Below are 15,783 nucleotides of genomic sequence, written 5' to 3'. Positions count from 1 at the left end.
CCACAAGGGGAGAGGGAGTCAGAGGCCTGGCGCCTTGTGCGCGAGATACGCCAGCCGGCGCACTTCACGACGGCCGCGGACCACGGTGTCGAGGATGAGCCCGGTGAAGACGTTGAGCGCCGCGAAGATCCCGAGCCCGGTGATCAGGATCGCGGTCGGGAACCGCGGCACTCGGTGGATCTCGATATAGGTCAGCACCAGCGGAATGCCGAGGATCAGTCCGAGCAGCGCGAACGCGCCGCCGATCGTGCCAAAGAACCACAAGGGCCGCTCGATCCGGTACAAGGTCAGGATCGTGCCGAGGATGCGCCAGCCGTCCGAATAGGTGCTGAGCTTCGACACCGATCCCTCGGGACGCGCGAAATACGGGGTCTCGATCTCCGCGGTCGGCATCTTGAGCTCGAGCGCGTGGACGCTGATCTCGGTCTCGATCTCGAACCCCGCCGACAGCGACGGAAAACTCTTCACGAAACGCCTCGAGAACACGCGGTAACCCGAGAGGATATCAGTGAAACTCCGCCCGAACAGCCGCGCGAGCATGCCGGTGAGCAGCGCATTGCCGAACTGATGGCCGCGGCGATAGGCCTCGGCGGCCTCGTGGATCCGGCTGCCGACGATCATGTCGAGCTGGTCGTCGAGCAGGCGGGCGACGAGCGCGGGGGCAGACGCCGCGTCGTAGGTCGCGTCGCCATCGGCCATGACGTAGATGTCGGCATCGACATCGGCGAACATCCGGCGGACCACCGCACCCTTGCCCTGGATCCGCTCGCTGCGCACCACCGCGCCGGCGTCGCGCGCGACCGCGATCGTGCGGTCGGAACTGTTGTTGTCGTAGACGTAGATCGTCGCGTTCGGCAACGCGGCGCGGAACCCCGCCACGGTCTGCGTGATCGCGGCTTCTTCGTTGTAGCAGGGCAGCAGGACTGCGATCGTCGGTTCGGTCACGCCTTGCCCCTTAACATATTAGACGTCCCCAAACGCACTTCCCCGGCGGAGGCCGGGGCCCAGTGGGGGACGGTCTATAACGGAGCGCATCGCGCCGCCACATCCGCCTTCCCAACTGGGTCCCGGCCTCCGCCGGGGAAGTGGTAGGTCAAAGACCGTCGAAGCTTACGCCTCTTCGGTCTTCGCCTTCTTCGCGCGCGGCTTCTTCACCGGTGCGTCGGCCGCCTCGGTGCCCTCGGCGTTCTCGGCCGCGACCGGCGACGATTCCGTCACCGCGGTCTCGGCGTCGACCGGAGCAGCGGCCTTCTTCTTCGCCGGCTTCTTGGCAGGAGCCGCCTCGCCCTCGACGTCGCCCTCGGCGGCCGTCTCTTCGGTCACGGCCTTCTTCTTGGCTGCGGCCTTCTTCTTGGGCTTGTGGTTGTCGTGGTCGTGCACGTGCGTGCCGCTCGCGAAACCGTCCTCGCTCTCGATGGCTGCTTCCAGCTCCTCACGCGTGGCTTCGCGATCGGTAATCTCGGCCTTCTCGAACAGGAAGTCGACGACCTTGTCCTCGTACAGCGGCGCGCGCAGCTGGGCGGCGGCCATCGGCTCGGACTGCACATACTGCATGAACTGCTGGCGCTGCTCGGCCGGGTACTGCTGGGCAGCCTGCGCGATCAAGCGCTGCATTTCCTGGTTCGACACCTCGACGCCGTTCGCCTGGCCGATCTCGGACAGGAGCAGGCCCAGGCGCACGCGACGCTCGGCGATCTTGCGGTAATCGTCGCGCTCGCCTTCCATCTCGGCCATCGCGGCCTCGGGGTCGGCCTCGTGCGTGGCTTCGTGCTGGAGCTGCGACCAGATCTGGTTGAACTCGGCTTCCACCATCGAAGGCGGAACCTCGAAGTCGTGCCCTTCGGCCAGCTGGTCGAGCAGCTTGCGCTTCATGTGCGTGCGCGTGAGCCCGTTATGCTCCTGCTCGATCTGCCCCTTGAGGAGACCGGTCAGCTGCTCAAGGCTCTCGAGACCCAGGTTCTTCGCCAGGTCCTCGTCGATCACGCTCTCGCCCGCGGTCTTCACCGACTTGACGGTGATGTCGAAGGTCGCGGGCTGGCCGGCGAGCGACTTTTCCTGATACTCCTCGGGGAAGGTCACGTTGAGCACACGCTCCTCGCCGGTCTTGATGCCGACGAGCTGGTCCTCGAAGCCGGGGATCAGGCGACCACCGCCCAGCTCGACACCCATGTCGGTGCCGGTGCCGCCGTCGAACGCGACGCCGTCGCTGGTCTTGCCGACGAAGTCGACGGTGACGAGGTCGCCCATCTGCGCTTCATGGCCCTCGGGTGCGTCGTCCCACCTCTTCTGCTGGTCGGCGAATTTCTGGAGCTGCTCGGTGACCGCGTCGTCGGCGACGGGAACGGTCAGGCGCTCGAGCTTCAGGCCGTCGATCGCGGGCGCGGGGACCTGGGGCAGGACCTCCATCTCGACCTTGACCGTCGCGTCCTTGCCTACGTCATAGCCGTCGACCAGCTCGACCGAGGGCTGCATCGCGGGGCGCAGCTGCTTCTCGGCGACGAGGCTCTGCACGCCTTCCTGGATGGCGGCGTTCAGCGCGTCCTGCGCGAGCGCGGGACCGTGCATCTTGCGGACGAGGTTGGCGGGCACCTTGCCGGGGCGGAAGCCGGGCATCTTCATCTGCGGCGCGAGGCGCTTCAGCTCGACATCGACCTTGGCGTCGATGTCCTTCGCGGTGATGGTGAGCGTGTAGGCGCGCTTGAGCCCCTCGTTCAACGTCTCGACAGTCTGCATGTCAGGCCTTTGCGTAAAAAGAGCGTCTGGAAAAATCTGTGGCGTTCCCCGCCGAGGCGACGGGTCTGGTGCGGGCGAAGGGACTCGAACCCCCACATCTTGCGATGGCAGGACCTAAACCTGCTGCGTCTACCAGTTCCGCCACGCCCGCATGGACACCGTCGTAGCGGGCGCGTCTATACCAACGATGCGGTCGGGGGCAAGCGCGGAGGCACGGGAGCGCACAGCGAGCAGGCAACCCCGCGGCGCGCGGCGCGTTCATGGGGCAGAAGGAGACGCGTTATGGCTACCCAGCCCCCAGCCGAAACCCCCGCCCCCAGCTCGCCCGCCGAACCGAGCGTGGCACCGCCCGAGTTCACCCCGCCCGCGCCCGACACCGTCGTGCCCGATCCCGGCGCGCCGAGCGATCCGGCGCCGATCCAGCCCTCGTTCTGAAGGACAGACATGACCGATCCGCACAAGGCGACCGACCCCGAAACCCTGCCTGAGGATCGTGACGAGGATACGCGCAGCGACCTCGAACAGGTCGTGTCGGCGCGCTCCGACGCGGTCGAGCGAGGCGACGGCGGGGATGAGCCCGAGACGTTCACCGATACTGGGATGCCGGATGGCGTCGGCGGTACCGGCGGCGTGACGAAGAACCAGGATTCGGACGCGCAGTAGCGTTCGACGTAACGAAGCGCGGAGGGGGGCACGCGTCAAGCGGCATGCCCCCCTCCTTCGTCACCCTGAACTTGTTTCGGGGTCCATCTTTCCCCGAACGTCATCGCTCGTGGCAGGTTGGATGCTGAAACAAGTTCAGCATGACGGAGGATGGGTGGTGGGAGTCTGAGGACTCAGTCCTTCTTCAGATGCCGCCGGCCCAGCAGCTCCGCGATCTGCACCGCGTTCAGCGCCGCGCCCTTTCGCAGATTGTCGCTGACGCACCACAACGAGATCCCGTTCTCCACGGTCGGATCCTCGCGCACGCGGCTGATGAAGGTCGCGAATTCCCCGACGCACTCGATCGGCGTGATGTAGCCGCCGTCCTCGCGCTTATCGATCAGCATGATCCCCGGCGCCTCGCGCAACAGGTTCTGCGCCTCTTCCGCCGACATCTCGTTCTCGAACTCGATGTTGATCGCTTCCGAATGCCCGACGAACACCGGCACGCGGACGCAGGTCGCGCTGATCTTGATCTTCGGATCGAGGATCTTCTTGGTCTCGACGACCATCTTCCACTCTTCCTTGGTCGAGCCGTCGTCGAGGAAGCTGTCGATGTGCGGGATCACGTTGAACGCGATCTGCTTGGTGAACAGCTTGGGCTCGGCGGGATCGCCGACGAAGATGTTGCGGCTCTGCTCGAACAGCTCGTCCATGCCCTGCTTGCCCGCGCCCGACACCGACTGATAGGTCGCGACGACGACGCGCTTGATCGTGGCGGCGTCGTGCAGCGGCTTCAGCGCGACGACCATCTGCGCGGTCGAGCAGTTGGGGTTGGCGATGATATTGCGGGCCTTGTAGCCGTCGATCGCGTCGGCGTTCACCTCGGGCACGATCAGCGGCACGTCGGGGTCCATGCGGTAGAGCGACGAATTGTCGATCACCGTGCAGCCCGCCGCGGCGAACTTGGGCGCATATTCGGCGGTCGCGGTCGAGCCGATCGCGAACAGCGCCATGTCCCAGCCCGCGGGATCGAAATTCTCGATGTTCTGGACTTTGATCTGACGGCCGGTGTCGCCGTAGTCGACCATCTCGCCCTGGCTACGCGACGAGGCGACGCAGGCGATCTCGTCCGCCGGGAACTCGCGCTCCGCCAGGATATTGAGCATCTCGCGCCCGACATTGCCGGTCGCGCCCGCGACCACGATCCGATAACCCACTTCACGTCTCCGATTTGACGATGGCCGCGCCTGTGCGCGACGGTCGGGCGCGTCCTTAAACGTCCCGAACGGCGCCCGCCAGATAACTTTATTTCGTGGCAGGCAAGCCTACAATCCTCCCCCGCCAGGGGGAGGTGGCGCCGAAGGCGTCGGAGGGGGCGGACACGGAACGCGGGTTACCCCATCCCCCCCTCCGTCAGGCTGCGCCTGCCACCTCCCCCTGGCGGGGGAGGATCTTAGGTTACTGGACCGGCTTGTCCTTCACCGTGCGATCCAGGAAGTTCAAAATCGTCCCCCAGACATGCTCGCTGATCCCCGGTCCCGATACGCGGTGCGTATAGCCGGGGTAGAACATCATCTCGAACGGCGTCGCGGTCGCCTGCATTCGGGCTGCGACCTTGGTCGAGTTGTCGAGGAAGACGTTGTCGTCGGCCATGCCGTGGATCAGCAGCAGCGGATCGACGATCCTGTTCGCATCCTCGACCGCCGCGGACGACGCATAGCTGACCGGATCGACGCGCGGGTCGCCCAGATAGCGTTCGGTATAATGCGTGTCGTACAGCTGCCAGTCGGTCACCGGCGCGCCAGAGACGGCCGCCGCGTACACGCCGGGCGTCTTCTCGAGCATCTTGAGCGACATATAGCCGCCATAGGACCAGCCATAGGTCGCGATCTTGGTCGGTTCGACGAACGGCAGCGACTTCAGGTAATCGGCACCCGACAGCTGGTCCTCGACTTCGACCGTGCCCATCGCGTGAAAGATCTGGTCCTCGAACGCCTTGCCGCGATTGTACGAGCCGCGATTGTCGATCTTGAAATAGATCCAGCCGCGATCGACCAGATATTGCGGCAGCCCGCCCTGCCAGCCGCGCGTGACCTGCTGGCCGGTGCCGGGCCCGCCATAATGTTCGAAGAACACCGGGTATTTCTTGCCCTGCTGGAGCGGCGGCGTGATCATCTCGTAATAGAGCGTCATGCCGTTCTTGGCCTTGAGCGTCCCGAACTTGGTCTCCTGGTGGCTCGCGAGATAGGGGTAATAGGGGTGACCCTCGATGACCGCATTCTCGTTGATCCACCCGAGACGCTTGCCGTCGGTGCCGGCCAGATAGACCTGGGTCGGCTGCTTCGGGTTCGAGCGCGAGACGATGAAGCGCGTGCCGGCGTCGTCCATCGTCGCGCTGTTCCACCAACCGCTCTCGGTCAGCTTGGTGATCGCATTGGGCTTGGCGATGTCGACCGCATAGAGCTGCTGCTCGAGTACGTCGTCCTTGTTGCCGAGGAAGAACAGCCGCCCCTTGGCCTGGTCGACGCCGACCAGGTCGGTGACGACCCAATTGCCCTTGGTCAGCTGCGTCCAGCGCCCCGCCGCGAAGCGATAGAGGTGACCGTAGCCGCTGCGCTCGGACCGCCAGATGAGGCTCCCGTCCTTGAGCACGCGGTAGGCGTCCGACAGGTTGAGCCAGCTCTTGGCACCCGATTTCTCGGTGAACAGCACGGTCGACTTGCCCGTCGCGGGGTCGACGCGGAGCATTTCCATCAGCTTCTGGTCGCGGCTCTGGCGCTGCACCAGCAGCTGCGAGCCGTCCGGCGTCCAGTCGACGCGCGCCAGGTAGATGTCGGGATTGGTGCCGAGTTCGACTTTCATCTGGCCCGACCCGTCCGCCTTCATGACGTACAGCTCGACCAGCACGTTGGGCGTGCCGGCGGCGGGATAGCGCTGTTCGTAGACCTTCGTGCCGGTCGCGCCGATCGACGCGCGCGTGAAGGTGCGGACCGGCGCCTCGTCGAACCGCTCGACCGCGACGAAGCGCTCGTCAGGCGACCACCAATATCCGGTGCGGCGATCCATTTCCTCCTGCGCGACGAATTCCGCCTCGCCGAAATGCACGGTGCCGCCGCCGCCCTTGGTCAGCGCGCGGGCATCGCCCCCCGCTCCGCCGGTGCCGAGCGGCTGGACGAACAGGTTCTGGTCGCGGACGAACGAGACGAAGCCGCCCTTGGGGCTGACGACCGGGTTCAGCTCGCCGCCGGGGGTGTTGGTCAGGCGCTTGGCCACGCCGTCGAGCCCGGCAAGGTAGAGATCGCCGTCGAGCGGGACGAGGATCGACTTTCCATCGGGCGCCCAGTCATAGGCGACGATGCCCTTCGACCCGCCGATGCGCGCGCGCTCGCGCTGCATCTTCTCGGCCTCGGTCAGCTCGGCGCCGCTGCCGACCTGCTTCGAATCGACCAGCATCCGCTCCGCCCCGGTGGCGGTGTCGCGCGCCCAGAGATCGAGCCGCTCCTTCTCGTCGGCGCGCGGGCGCAGGAAGGTGAGCAGCGCACCGTCGGGCGACAGCTTCAGCGCGCGGGGCTGCGGGCCCGACAGCTCGGGGCTCCCGAACACGCGCGCCATCGTCAGGTCGCCGGGCTGCACGACCTCGGCGGGACGGACGGGAGCTGGCGTTGCGGTGGGCGCCTGCACGGGTGCCGGCGCAATCTGCACATCGTCAGCGGCCATTGCAGCGGTCCCCACCGACGCCAGTGCGAGTCCAAGCAACCATCTACGCATCCTACAATCTCCGTGGGGCATGCCGGACGCTCGCCGGCTGCGGCCGCGTTATCGCGGCGTCGCCTGTCCCCGTAAAGACCGGATGTCGGACATGGTTCAGGCGGCCCCGCTCGCGAATCGATGCCGGCATGCCGTCCATAACGGGGTCTTTACCGAGTCTTTACGCAGGTCGTGGATACCGCATGACGGACAGGCACCGCATCGGCGCAGGCCTGCTGCAACGACCGGGACATGATGATTTCGCAAACGGCATCAAATGGCGCGCACGCCAGCGCCTGGGACCTGGTGGTCCGGCTCGCCGAAGCCGATGGCAGCGCGTCGCATCCCCATATGCTCCGCCTGGTCCGCGGCGCACCGGCGCAGCGCAACCTGTCGGACGCGGTCCATGCGCTGTGCGCGGTACATGGCGATCATCCCGGCATGGTCGAGGACGCGCTGACCCGCGATGCCCAGCCCGCCGCGCACGACTGGCTGGCGGCGGCCGCGCGTGGGTTTGCCGCCGAGCGGGCCTATCTCGCGCAACTGCTGGTCGCGGTCGGTCCGCTGCCCTCGACCCCGGGCCAGTCCGAGACCGCAAGCGCGCTGGTCGGCGAACGGCATGCGCTCGAAATGCTCGCGCGGTCCGATCGCGCGGGGTGCGCGTCCGGCGCGGTCGCGGCGCTGCTCCACGACTGGGGGCCGATCCGCCGCGTCCTCGACGTCGCGGCGATGCGGTTCGGCGTGGACGTGTCGCGCTCCGCCTTCCCCGCCGAAGAGGACACCGCGCGCATCGTCACGGCGCTGGGCGGATCGCCCGGCACCGAACGCGCAGTCTCGTTCGGTGCGCAACAGCTGTTCGCGCAGCACCGCGGGCTGTGGTCGCTGCTCGAAGCGCGCGCCAGCGCGCGGGGGGATCTGTAGCCCCCGTCCTCCGTCATGCCGGGCTCGTCCTGGCATCCAGAGCCACGAACGCCGCCGCCTGTTACCCTGGATCCCGGGACAAGCCCGGGATGACGAGAGCAGGACGCTTGCGCGCCGCGCCGCGCAGCCTCTATCGCTTGTGCCACAGTCGGACACGGGAATTGCCATGAAGCGCTTCGAAAGCACGCAAAGCTATGTCGCGACCGACGACCTGAAGGTCGCGGTCAATGCCGCGGTCACGCTGCGCCGCCCGCTGCTGGTCAAGGGTGAGCCCGGCACCGGCAAGACCGTGCTCGCCTACGAGATCGCCAAGGCGGTCGGCGCCGAGCTGATCGAGTGGAACGTCAAGTCGACCACCAAGGCGCAACAGGGCCTCTACGAATATGACGCGGTCGCCCGGCTGCGCGACGGCCAGCTGGGCGACGAGCGCGTCCACGACATTTCCAACTATATCCGCAAGGGCAAGCTGTGGGAGGCGTTCACCCGCCCCAAGCCCCCCGTCCTGCTGATCGACGAGATCGACAAGGCCGATATCGAGTTCCCGAACGACCTGTTGCAGGAGCTCGATCGCATGGAATTCCATGTCTACGAGACCAAGGAGACGGTCCGCGCGGTCGAACGCCCGATCGTCGTCATCACCAGCAACAACGAGAAGGAGTTGCCCGACGCGTTCCTGCGCCGCTGCTTCTTCCACTATATCAAGTTTCCCGATCGCGACACGATGCAGGCGATCGTCGACGTCCACTTCCCCGGCATCCAGAAGATCCTGGTCGGCCGCGCGATGGACCTGTTCTACGAGATCCGCGACGTGCCCGGCCTCAAGAAGAAGCCGAGCACGTCGGAGCTGCTCGACTGGCTGAAGCTGCTGTTGCACGAGGACATGCCGCTCGACGTGCTGCAGAACCGCGACCCGACCAAGGCGATCCCGCCGCTGCACGGTGCCCTGCTCAAGAACGAGCAGGACGTGATGCTGTTCGAACGCCTCGCCTTCATGGCCAAGCGCCAGAAGAACCACCCGTGACCGCACGCCGTGGCGCGTACGGCGCGATCGGACTGGCGATGCTCGTCGGCCTCGCGCTGCGGCTCGCGACCGCGCGTGGCGGGCTGTGGCTCGACGAGGCGTGGTCCGCCTATTTCGTGAAGCAGGCGGCCACGCCCCTCGGCGTGCTCTGGCAGATCAACCACGACAACAACCATTTCCTCAACAGCTGGTGGATGCTGCTGGTCGGGCCCTATGCGCCGCCGATGCTCGTCCGCGCGCTGTCGATCGCGACCGGGGTCGCGTCGATCGGGCTCGCTGGCGCGATCGGGCTGCGGCGCGGCACGGCCACCGGGGTCGTCGCCGCTCTGCTGGTCGCGGTTTCGCCGATCATGATGGCGTACGGCGCGGAGGCCCGCGGGTACGGCCCGATGGTGACCGTCATGCTGGTCGCGATCCTCGTGGTGGATCGCTGGCTCGACGGCGAGCGCGAGGCGCCGGTGTGGCCGCTCGCCGCGCTGACCCTGCTCGGGATGCTCGCGCAGTTCACCTATATCTTCGCCTTGGCGGCACTCGGCGGCTGGATCGTCGCCACGCTGTCGCGCCGGATGACGCTGGACGAGGCGGTGCGCAGCGGCCTGCGAACGCTGGCCCCCTCGATCGGCGCGGTCGTGCTGGTCGTCGCGGTCGTGGTCGCCGCCGCGCACGCGAGCACCGCCGGGTTCCAGACCGGCGGCTATCCGGGGTTCACGATTCCCGGCTTCTCCGGCGGGCTGGAGGACGCGGTCGTCCACACGTTCGGCCTGTCGCTGGGGTCGGCGTTCGCGACCATCGGCGTCGCCGCCGTCGCCAGCGCCGCCGCGATACTGCTCGCACCGGGCATGGCCGGTCGCCGCTTCCTGTACGCGCTCGCAGTGCTCGCCTTTCCCGCGATGCTCGCGCTCGCGCTCAGCCGGATCAACAATGCGGGGTTCGCGCGCTATTACTTCCTGGCGTGCATTGGGCTGGTGCTGCTCGTGGCCGAGCTGAGCGGCGCCGCGATCGCCCGTGGCGGGTGGCGGCGGGCGGTCGCGGTGGTGCTCCTCGCAGTCGTCGTCGTGGCGAGCCTGTCGCGGGACCGCGCGCTCGCACTCGCGCTGCGCGGCGACCCGGGGCGCGCGGTCGCCACCATGCGCATGGCCGCGCCCGCCGGGACCAGCGTGGGCGTCGATACGATCCGCCCGACCGCGGTGCTCGAGGCCGCGGCGCGGACCGCAGGCTATTCGCTCGACATCCGCCGGGACTGCCCCGCGGCGGCGTTCGTGTTCATCGATCTCGAGGATCACGGCGCGGCCCCGGCGCGGCTCGAGCGGTGCGGCCAGTCCTATGCGCGCATCGCGGTCGGGCGGTATTTCTCGATGTCGGGGTTCGACTGGTCGCTCTACGCGCGCACTCCGCCGCAAAGCAACGGGGTTTCCGGACATTAACCAAGATTAGCAACCTCGCTGTCACTGCGGCGATCCTAGCGTCGCGGGCATGAAGAGATTCGCCCGACTCCTTCCGCTTCTCGCGCTCGTGACCGTGCCCACGACCGCCTCCGCGGCCTCGCTGCTCAACTATGTCGGCCAGTGCGTGCCGTTCGCGCGCGCGGCGTCCGGGATCCAGCTCTACGGCAACGCCTGGACCTGGTGGGAACAGGCGGACGGCAAGTACGAGCGCGCGCACAAGCCGCGGGTCGGCGCCGTCATCGTCTTCGCCAAGACCCACCGCCTGCCGATGGGGCATGTCGCGGTGATCAGCCGCATCGTCGAGAAGCGCGTGGTGATGCTGACGCACGCCAACTGGTCGCGCCAGAACGGTGAACGCGGCCATGCCGAGCAGGACGTCACGCTGTTCGACGTCTCGCCGCGCAACGACTGGAGCGACGTGAAGGTCTGGTACAAGGACGTCGACGGGCTCGGCGGCGGCGTCTACCCGGTCTACGGCTTCATCTACGGCGCCGCACATACCGCGCCCGAACTGACCAGCGACCATCCCGATTATGTCGGCGCGCTGATCGACGCCTATGTGCCGATCAGCGGCGAGCCGATCGCGCGCTGAGCGAAAGCCGTCACCCCAGCGCAGGCTGGGGTCTTCTGCCGCAAGCGCGCGACCGATCGTCGAGAGACCCCAGCCTGCGCTGGGGTGACGTAATGGGGACGGCTCGACTTCGTGCACCCCGCCGGGCAGAACGGCACGATGTTCCTGAACTTCCTCGACGCGCTGCGCAGCGCCGGCATCAATGCCAGCCTCAAGGAACACCTGATCCTGCTCGAGGCGCTCGACGCCGAGGTGATCGAGCGGACGCCCGAGGATTTCTACTATCTGTCGCGCGCGGTGTACGTGAAGGACGAGGGGCTGCTCGATCGCTTCGACCAGGTTTTCGCGAGCGTGTTCCGTGGCCTGGCGTCGGATCCTGCGACACAGAGCGAGATCCCCGCCGAGTGGCTGAAGGCCGTTGCCGAGAAATTCCTGACCCCGGAGGAGATGGCGGCGATGCAGTCGCTCGGCTCGTGGGACGAAATCATGGAGACACTCAAGCAGCGCCTCGCCGAGCAGGAAGGCCGTCACCAGGGCGGCAACAAGTGGATCGGCACGGGCGGCACCAGCCCGTTCGGCAACGCCGGCTACAACCCCGAAGGCGTGCGGATCGGCGGCGAGAGCCGGCACAAGCGGGCGCTGAAGGTCTGGGACCAGCGCGAGTTCCGCAACCTCGACAGCACCAAGGAACTCGGCACCCGCAACATTAAGGTGGCGCTGCGCCGCCTGCGCAAGTTCGCGCGCGACGGCGCCGCGGACGAGCTCGACATCGACGCGACGATCGCGGGGACCGCGCGGCAGGGCTGGCTCGACGTCGTGATGCGCGCCGAGCGGCGCAATGCGGTCAAGCTGCTGCTGTTCCTCGACATCGGCGGGTCGATGGATCCGTTCGTGACGCTGTGCGAAGAGCTGTTCAGTGCGGCGACGACCGAGTTCAAGAACCTCGAATTCTTCTACTTCCACAATTGCCCGTACGAGGGCGTGTGGAAGGACAATCTCCGCCGCACGACCGAGCGGACGCCAATGTGGGACGTGCTCCACAAGTTCGGCCACGACTATAAGCTGGTCTTCGTCGGCGACGCGTCGATGAGCCCGTACGAGATCAGCCACCCCGGCGGATCGGTCGAGCATTTCAACGAGGAACCGGGGGCGGTGTGGCTGCAGCGGCTGACCACGACCTATCCCGCGGCGGTGTGGCTGAACCCGGTGCCGGTGGGGCAATGGGGCTATTCGCAGAGTGTGCGGATGATACGCGAGCTGATGGCCGACCGGATGTATCCACTGACGCTCGGCGGCCTCGACGACGCGATGCGCGAACTGTCGCGGAAACGCTGAGGGAACCGGCAGCACTTACCGCCGGTTTAGAAAGCTCCAAGTCGTTTCAGGAGCGTTACTTATGTCGTCGATCCCCTCTTCCGCGATGCCGCACGCCAAGGCGAAGCATGACGAGCCCACCACGAGCGAGAAGACAAAGACCGGCGCCGCATCGAGCGCGAGCGACTGGATCGACGATGCCACCGACGCGGCGAAGCAGGGTCTCGCCACTGCGACCGACGCCGTGAAGGCGAACCCGAAAACCGCGATCGCGGTCGGCGCGGCGGTGATCGCAGGGATTGCAGCGGCGGTCGCCGGCCCCGCGCTGCTCGCCAAGGACGACAAGCCCGCGCCGAAGAAGCCGGCGCCCAAGAAGACCGCGAAGAAGTAAGCTATCCCCCCGTCATCCTGGGCATGCCTCCGGATGACGGCCTGGGGCCGTTACGGCCGATCGACGACCCCGCCCGCCATCGCGCGCGGCACGCCGGTCGTGCCCGGAAAGCTGATCGGCAGGCCCTTCAGCGTCCGTACCGCCATATAGGCAAAGCCCTCCGCCTCGAGCGCGTCGCCGTTCCAGCCGAGAGTGTCGGTCGGCTCCGGCACCAGTCCGGTCCACGCGCCGATCATCCCCAGCAACGTCGGATTGAGCCGCCCGCCCCCTGCCACCAGCAGGCGCTTGGGGCGCGCCGGCAGATGCTTCAGCGCCTCCGCCACGCTGGCGGCCGTGAATGCGGTCAGCGTCGCCGCACCGTCCGCGGACGACAGCCCCCGCGCGGGCTGGATCGTGAAATCGTTGCGATCGAGCGACTTGGGCGCAGGGGCGTCGAAGAAGGGGTGATCGAGCATCGCAGTCAGCACCGCCTCGTCGACGCGACCCGACGCGGCGAGCGCGCCGCCGGCATCGTAACGCGCGCCGATTTCCTGCTCGACCCAGGAATCGATCAGACCGTTCGCCGGCCCGGTATCGAACGCGACCAGCCCGCCGGTCGTGTCGAGCGTTTCCGGCGACATCTCGTGCGAGAGATGATCCGGCTGAGCCGGGATGAAGGTGATGTTGGCGACCCCGCCCAGGTTCAGCACCGCGATCGGGCCATCGAGCGCGCCCGCCAGCGCGGCGTGATAGACCGGCAGCAGCGGCGCGCCATGCCCGCCCGCCGCGACGTCGGCCGAGCGGAAGTCTGACACCGTGGCGATTCCCGTCGCGCGCGCCATCGCCGCGCCGTCGCCGATCTGCCAGGTCCAGCCGCGGTCCGGCCGGTGCGCGATCGTCTGGCCGTGGAAGCCGATCACGCCGACGTCCTCCGCGCGCACGCCCGCATCGGCGAGCAGCTTGTGCACGGCGAAGACGTGCGCGCGCGTGACGAGTTCGCCCGCCACGACGATCGGCGGGCTCGCGCGCGGCCGCTCGAAGGTCAGCGCCATCCGCGTCGCCTCGGCAAGTTCGGCGCGCGCCGCATCCGACCACGCCTCGCCGCGAAACGCGATCGCGCGGACCTCGGCGACGCCGTCGGTCTCGATCAACGCGGCGTCGATCCCGTCGAGCGACGTGCCCGACATCAGCCCAATAGCCAGCATAACGGTCCCCTTTATCGAACCGTCATGGCGTGGGGCGGAGCAAAAGTCGAGGAAGCCGGCGGCAGCCCCCGCGGTATCGCAGCTTGTCCGTGGGTCGTCCGAACGCACTCCTCTCGTCATCCCAGCGTAGGCTGAGATCTCCCGGTTACCGGCCGCACCTTTGCCGCATGAGATCCCAGCCTTCGCTGGGATGACGGACGCGGACCGGGGTCGGCGCGCATCCCAACGCCTGCCCTAGAATATCGCCGCCACTTCCCCTATGTGGCGCGCTCTCATGGCAACGATACTTCCCTCCCCGCCCCGTGTCGGCATGGTCTCGCTCGGCTGTCCGAAAAACCTCGTCGACAGCGAGCGGATTCTGACCCAGCTGCGCAGCGACGGCTACCAGATGTCGCCCGACTATGCCGGCGCCGACGTCGTGTTGGTCAACACCTGCGGCTTTCTCGACAGCGCGAAGGAGGAAAGTCTCGACGCGATCGGCGAGGCGATCGCGGAGAATGGCCGCGTCATCGTCACCGGCTGCATGGGTAAGGAAGCCGAGACGATCCGCGCGCGCTTCCCGGGCGTTCTCGCGATCACCGGCGCGCACGAGTACGAGCAGGTCGTCGGCGCGGTCCGCGAGGCGGCCCCGATGCCGCCCTCGGCGTTCCTCAACCTCGTCCCCGACGCCGGGCTGAAGCTGACCCCGCGCCACTACAGCTATCTGAAGATCTCGGAGGGCTGCAACCACCGTTGCTCCTTCTGCATCATTCCGTCGCTGCGCGGCGACCTGGTCAGCCGCCGCCCAGATGCGATCCTGCGCGAGGCGGAGAAGCTGGTGGCGGCGGGTACGAAGGAATTGCTGGTCATCAGCCAGGACACGTCGGCCTACGGCGTCGATATGCGCCACTCGGTCTGGCCGCTGAAGGGCGGCGGCGAGGTGCGCGCGCACATGACTGACCTGAGCCGCGAGCTCGGCAAGATCGCGCCCTGGGTCAGGCTGCATTATGTCTACCCATACCCCCATGTCGACCACGTCATCCCGCTGATGGCCGATGGGCTCGTGCTGCCCTATCTCGACATCCCGTTCCAGCATGCCTCGCCGGCGGTGCTCAAGCGCATGAAGCGCCCCGGAAACGACGCGAAGGTGCTGCAGCGGATCCACAACTGGCGTGCACTCGTGCCCGACATCGCGATCCGCTCGACCTTCGTGGTCGGCTTCCCCGGCGAGACCGAGGAGGATTTCCAGTATCTGCTCGACTGGCTGGACGAGGCGCAGCTCGACCGCGTCGGCGCGTTCCGCTTCGAGCCGGTCGAGGGCGCTGCCGCCAACCTGCTGCCCGACCATGTCCCCGAAGAGGTCAAGGAAGAGCGCTACGCCCGGATCATGGAGCGGACTGCGGCAATCTCGACCGCCAAGCTGGCAAGGAGGGTCGGCCGCACGCTCGACGTGATCATCGATGCGGTCGACGAGGACGGCGCTACGGGTCGGTCCAAGGCCGACGCGCCGGAGATCGACGGCGAGGTCTTCCTGCGCGACGCGGGACACCTCACGCTCGGCGATATCGTCCCCGTGCTGATCGAGGACGCAGACGCGCACGACCTGTACGGCGTGCCCGTCTGAGCGACAGCTAGACCGCGCGGCGGCCGGAGAAGAGCTGGATGAGGCCGACGACGAGCGCGACGACGAGCAGGATGTGGATCAGCCCGCCTGCGATGTGCAGCGAGAAGCCGAGCAGCCAGAGTACCAGAAGAATGACGGCGATCGTCCAAAGCATTGCGTAGACTCCTGTACTGACGACCGTCGTTCGGTCTGGATCATAAACGTCAGG

The 15,783-nt window shown here is 67.4% G+C and carries 15 protein-coding genes and 1 tRNA gene; 9 read left to right on the top strand and 7 right to left on the bottom strand.

Annotation, left to right across the window (positions count from 1 at the left end; translation table 11 throughout):
- Nucleotides 1-18 precede the first annotated feature (18 nt).
- The 3 genes from FSB78_RS03440 to FSB78_RS03430 form a co-directional block, all read right to left on the bottom strand.
- Nucleotides 19-945 carry a glycosyltransferase family 2 protein gene (locus tag FSB78_RS03440; RefSeq protein WP_147079983.1) on the bottom strand — a complete coding sequence of 309 codons (927 nt, stop codon included), beginning with the start codon at nucleotides 943-945 and terminating at the stop codon, nucleotides 19-21.
- A gap of 165 nt (nucleotides 946-1,110) precedes the next feature.
- The gene (gene tig, locus FSB78_RS03435) at nucleotides 1,111-2,733 is read right to left on the bottom strand and encodes a trigger factor (RefSeq protein ID WP_147079982.1); all 1,623 of its coding nucleotides are present in this window, start codon (nucleotides 2,731-2,733) and stop codon (nucleotides 1,111-1,113) included.
- A gap of 66 nt (nucleotides 2,734-2,799) precedes the next feature.
- Nucleotides 2,800-2,884: transfer RNA gene (locus FSB78_RS03430), tRNA-Leu, on the bottom strand.
- A gap of 131 nt (nucleotides 2,885-3,015) precedes the next feature.
- Here FSB78_RS03430 and FSB78_RS19235 point away from each other — a divergent pair.
- Nucleotides 3,016-3,168 carry a hypothetical protein gene (locus tag FSB78_RS19235; protein ID WP_199743108.1) on the top strand — a complete coding sequence of 51 codons (153 nt, stop codon included), beginning with the start codon at nucleotides 3,016-3,018 and terminating at the stop codon, nucleotides 3,166-3,168.
- Between the two features lie 9 nt (nucleotides 3,169-3,177).
- Nucleotides 3,178-3,396 carry a hypothetical protein gene (locus FSB78_RS03425; RefSeq protein ID WP_147079980.1) on the top strand — a complete coding sequence of 73 codons (219 nt, stop codon included), beginning with the start codon at nucleotides 3,178-3,180 and terminating at the stop codon, nucleotides 3,394-3,396.
- A gap of 173 nt (nucleotides 3,397-3,569) precedes the next feature.
- On the opposite strand, the gene FSB78_RS03420 is transcribed toward FSB78_RS03425, so the two are convergent.
- Both FSB78_RS03420 and FSB78_RS03415 read right to left on the bottom strand, forming a co-directional pair.
- A complete protein-coding gene (locus tag FSB78_RS03420; protein WP_147079978.1) occupies nucleotides 3,570-4,595 on the bottom strand; it encodes an aspartate-semialdehyde dehydrogenase in 1,026 nt (341 codons plus the stop codon).
- A 241-nt stretch (nucleotides 4,596-4,836) separates the two neighbouring features.
- Nucleotides 4,837-7,095, bottom strand: coding sequence for a S9 family peptidase (locus FSB78_RS03415; protein ID WP_242007972.1), 2,259 nt, complete (start codon nucleotides 7,093-7,095; stop codon nucleotides 4,837-4,839).
- A gap of 282 nt (nucleotides 7,096-7,377) precedes the next feature.
- Between FSB78_RS03415 and FSB78_RS03410 the strand changes: the two genes are divergently transcribed.
- The 6 genes from FSB78_RS03410 to FSB78_RS03385 all read left to right on the top strand — a co-directional run bounded on the left by FSB78_RS03410 (nucleotide 7,378) and on the right by FSB78_RS03385 (nucleotide 12,788).
- Nucleotides 7,378-8,046 carry a DUF6975 family protein gene (locus FSB78_RS03410; protein WP_338419952.1) on the top strand — a complete coding sequence of 223 codons (669 nt, stop codon included), beginning with the start codon at nucleotides 7,378-7,380 and terminating at the stop codon, nucleotides 8,044-8,046.
- Between the two features lie 166 nt (nucleotides 8,047-8,212).
- Nucleotides 8,213-9,067: an AAA family ATPase gene (locus FSB78_RS03405; protein WP_147079973.1), complete on the top strand. Its 855-nt coding sequence runs from the start codon at nucleotides 8,213-8,215 to the stop codon at nucleotides 9,065-9,067.
- Nucleotides 9,064-10,491 carry a hypothetical protein gene (locus FSB78_RS03400; protein WP_147079971.1) on the top strand — a complete coding sequence of 476 codons (1,428 nt, stop codon included), beginning with the start codon at nucleotides 9,064-9,066 and terminating at the stop codon, nucleotides 10,489-10,491. The genes FSB78_RS03405 and FSB78_RS03400 overlap by 4 nt, the downstream gene beginning before the upstream one ends.
- A 49-nt stretch (nucleotides 10,492-10,540) precedes the next feature.
- Entirely contained in the window at nucleotides 10,541-11,104 is a 564-nt protein-coding gene (locus tag FSB78_RS03395; protein WP_147079969.1) for a CHAP domain-containing protein, read from the top strand.
- Nucleotides 11,105-11,242: 138 nt separating this feature from the next.
- Nucleotides 11,243-12,418 carry a vWA domain-containing protein gene (locus FSB78_RS03390; protein WP_147079967.1) on the top strand — a complete coding sequence of 392 codons (1,176 nt, stop codon included), beginning with the start codon at nucleotides 11,243-11,245 and terminating at the stop codon, nucleotides 12,416-12,418.
- 61 nt (nucleotides 12,419-12,479) lie between these two features.
- Nucleotides 12,480-12,788, top strand: coding sequence for a hypothetical protein (locus FSB78_RS03385; RefSeq protein WP_147079965.1), 309 nt, complete (start codon nucleotides 12,480-12,482; stop codon nucleotides 12,786-12,788).
- A gap of 50 nt (nucleotides 12,789-12,838) precedes the next feature.
- On the opposite strand, the gene FSB78_RS03380 is transcribed toward FSB78_RS03385, so the two are convergent.
- Nucleotides 12,839-13,972, bottom strand: a complete 1,134-nt coding sequence (locus FSB78_RS03380) for an anhydro-N-acetylmuramic acid kinase (protein ID WP_147079963.1) — start codon at nucleotides 13,970-13,972, stop codon at nucleotides 12,839-12,841.
- A gap of 274 nt (nucleotides 13,973-14,246) precedes the next feature.
- Between FSB78_RS03380 and rimO the strand changes: the two genes are divergently transcribed.
- Nucleotides 14,247-15,575: a 30S ribosomal protein S12 methylthiotransferase RimO gene (rimO, locus tag FSB78_RS03375; protein WP_147079961.1), complete on the top strand. Its 1,329-nt coding sequence runs from the start codon at nucleotides 14,247-14,249 to the stop codon at nucleotides 15,573-15,575.
- Between the two features lie 7 nt (nucleotides 15,576-15,582).
- On the opposite strand, the gene FSB78_RS03370 is transcribed toward rimO, so the two are convergent.
- On the bottom strand, nucleotides 15,583-15,729 hold the full coding sequence (locus tag FSB78_RS03370) for a lmo0937 family membrane protein (protein ID WP_147079959.1): 147 nt from the start codon (nucleotides 15,727-15,729) through the stop codon (nucleotides 15,583-15,585).
- Between the last annotated feature and the right edge of the window lie 54 nt (nucleotides 15,730-15,783).

Origin of the sequence: Sphingomonas ginsenosidivorax, assembly GCF_007995065.1 — a bacterium.
GTDB classification, from domain to species: domain Bacteria; phylum Pseudomonadota; class Alphaproteobacteria; order Sphingomonadales; family Sphingomonadaceae; genus Sphingomonas; species Sphingomonas ginsenosidivorax.
This window is presented reverse-complemented; position numbering and strand designations above follow the sequence as displayed.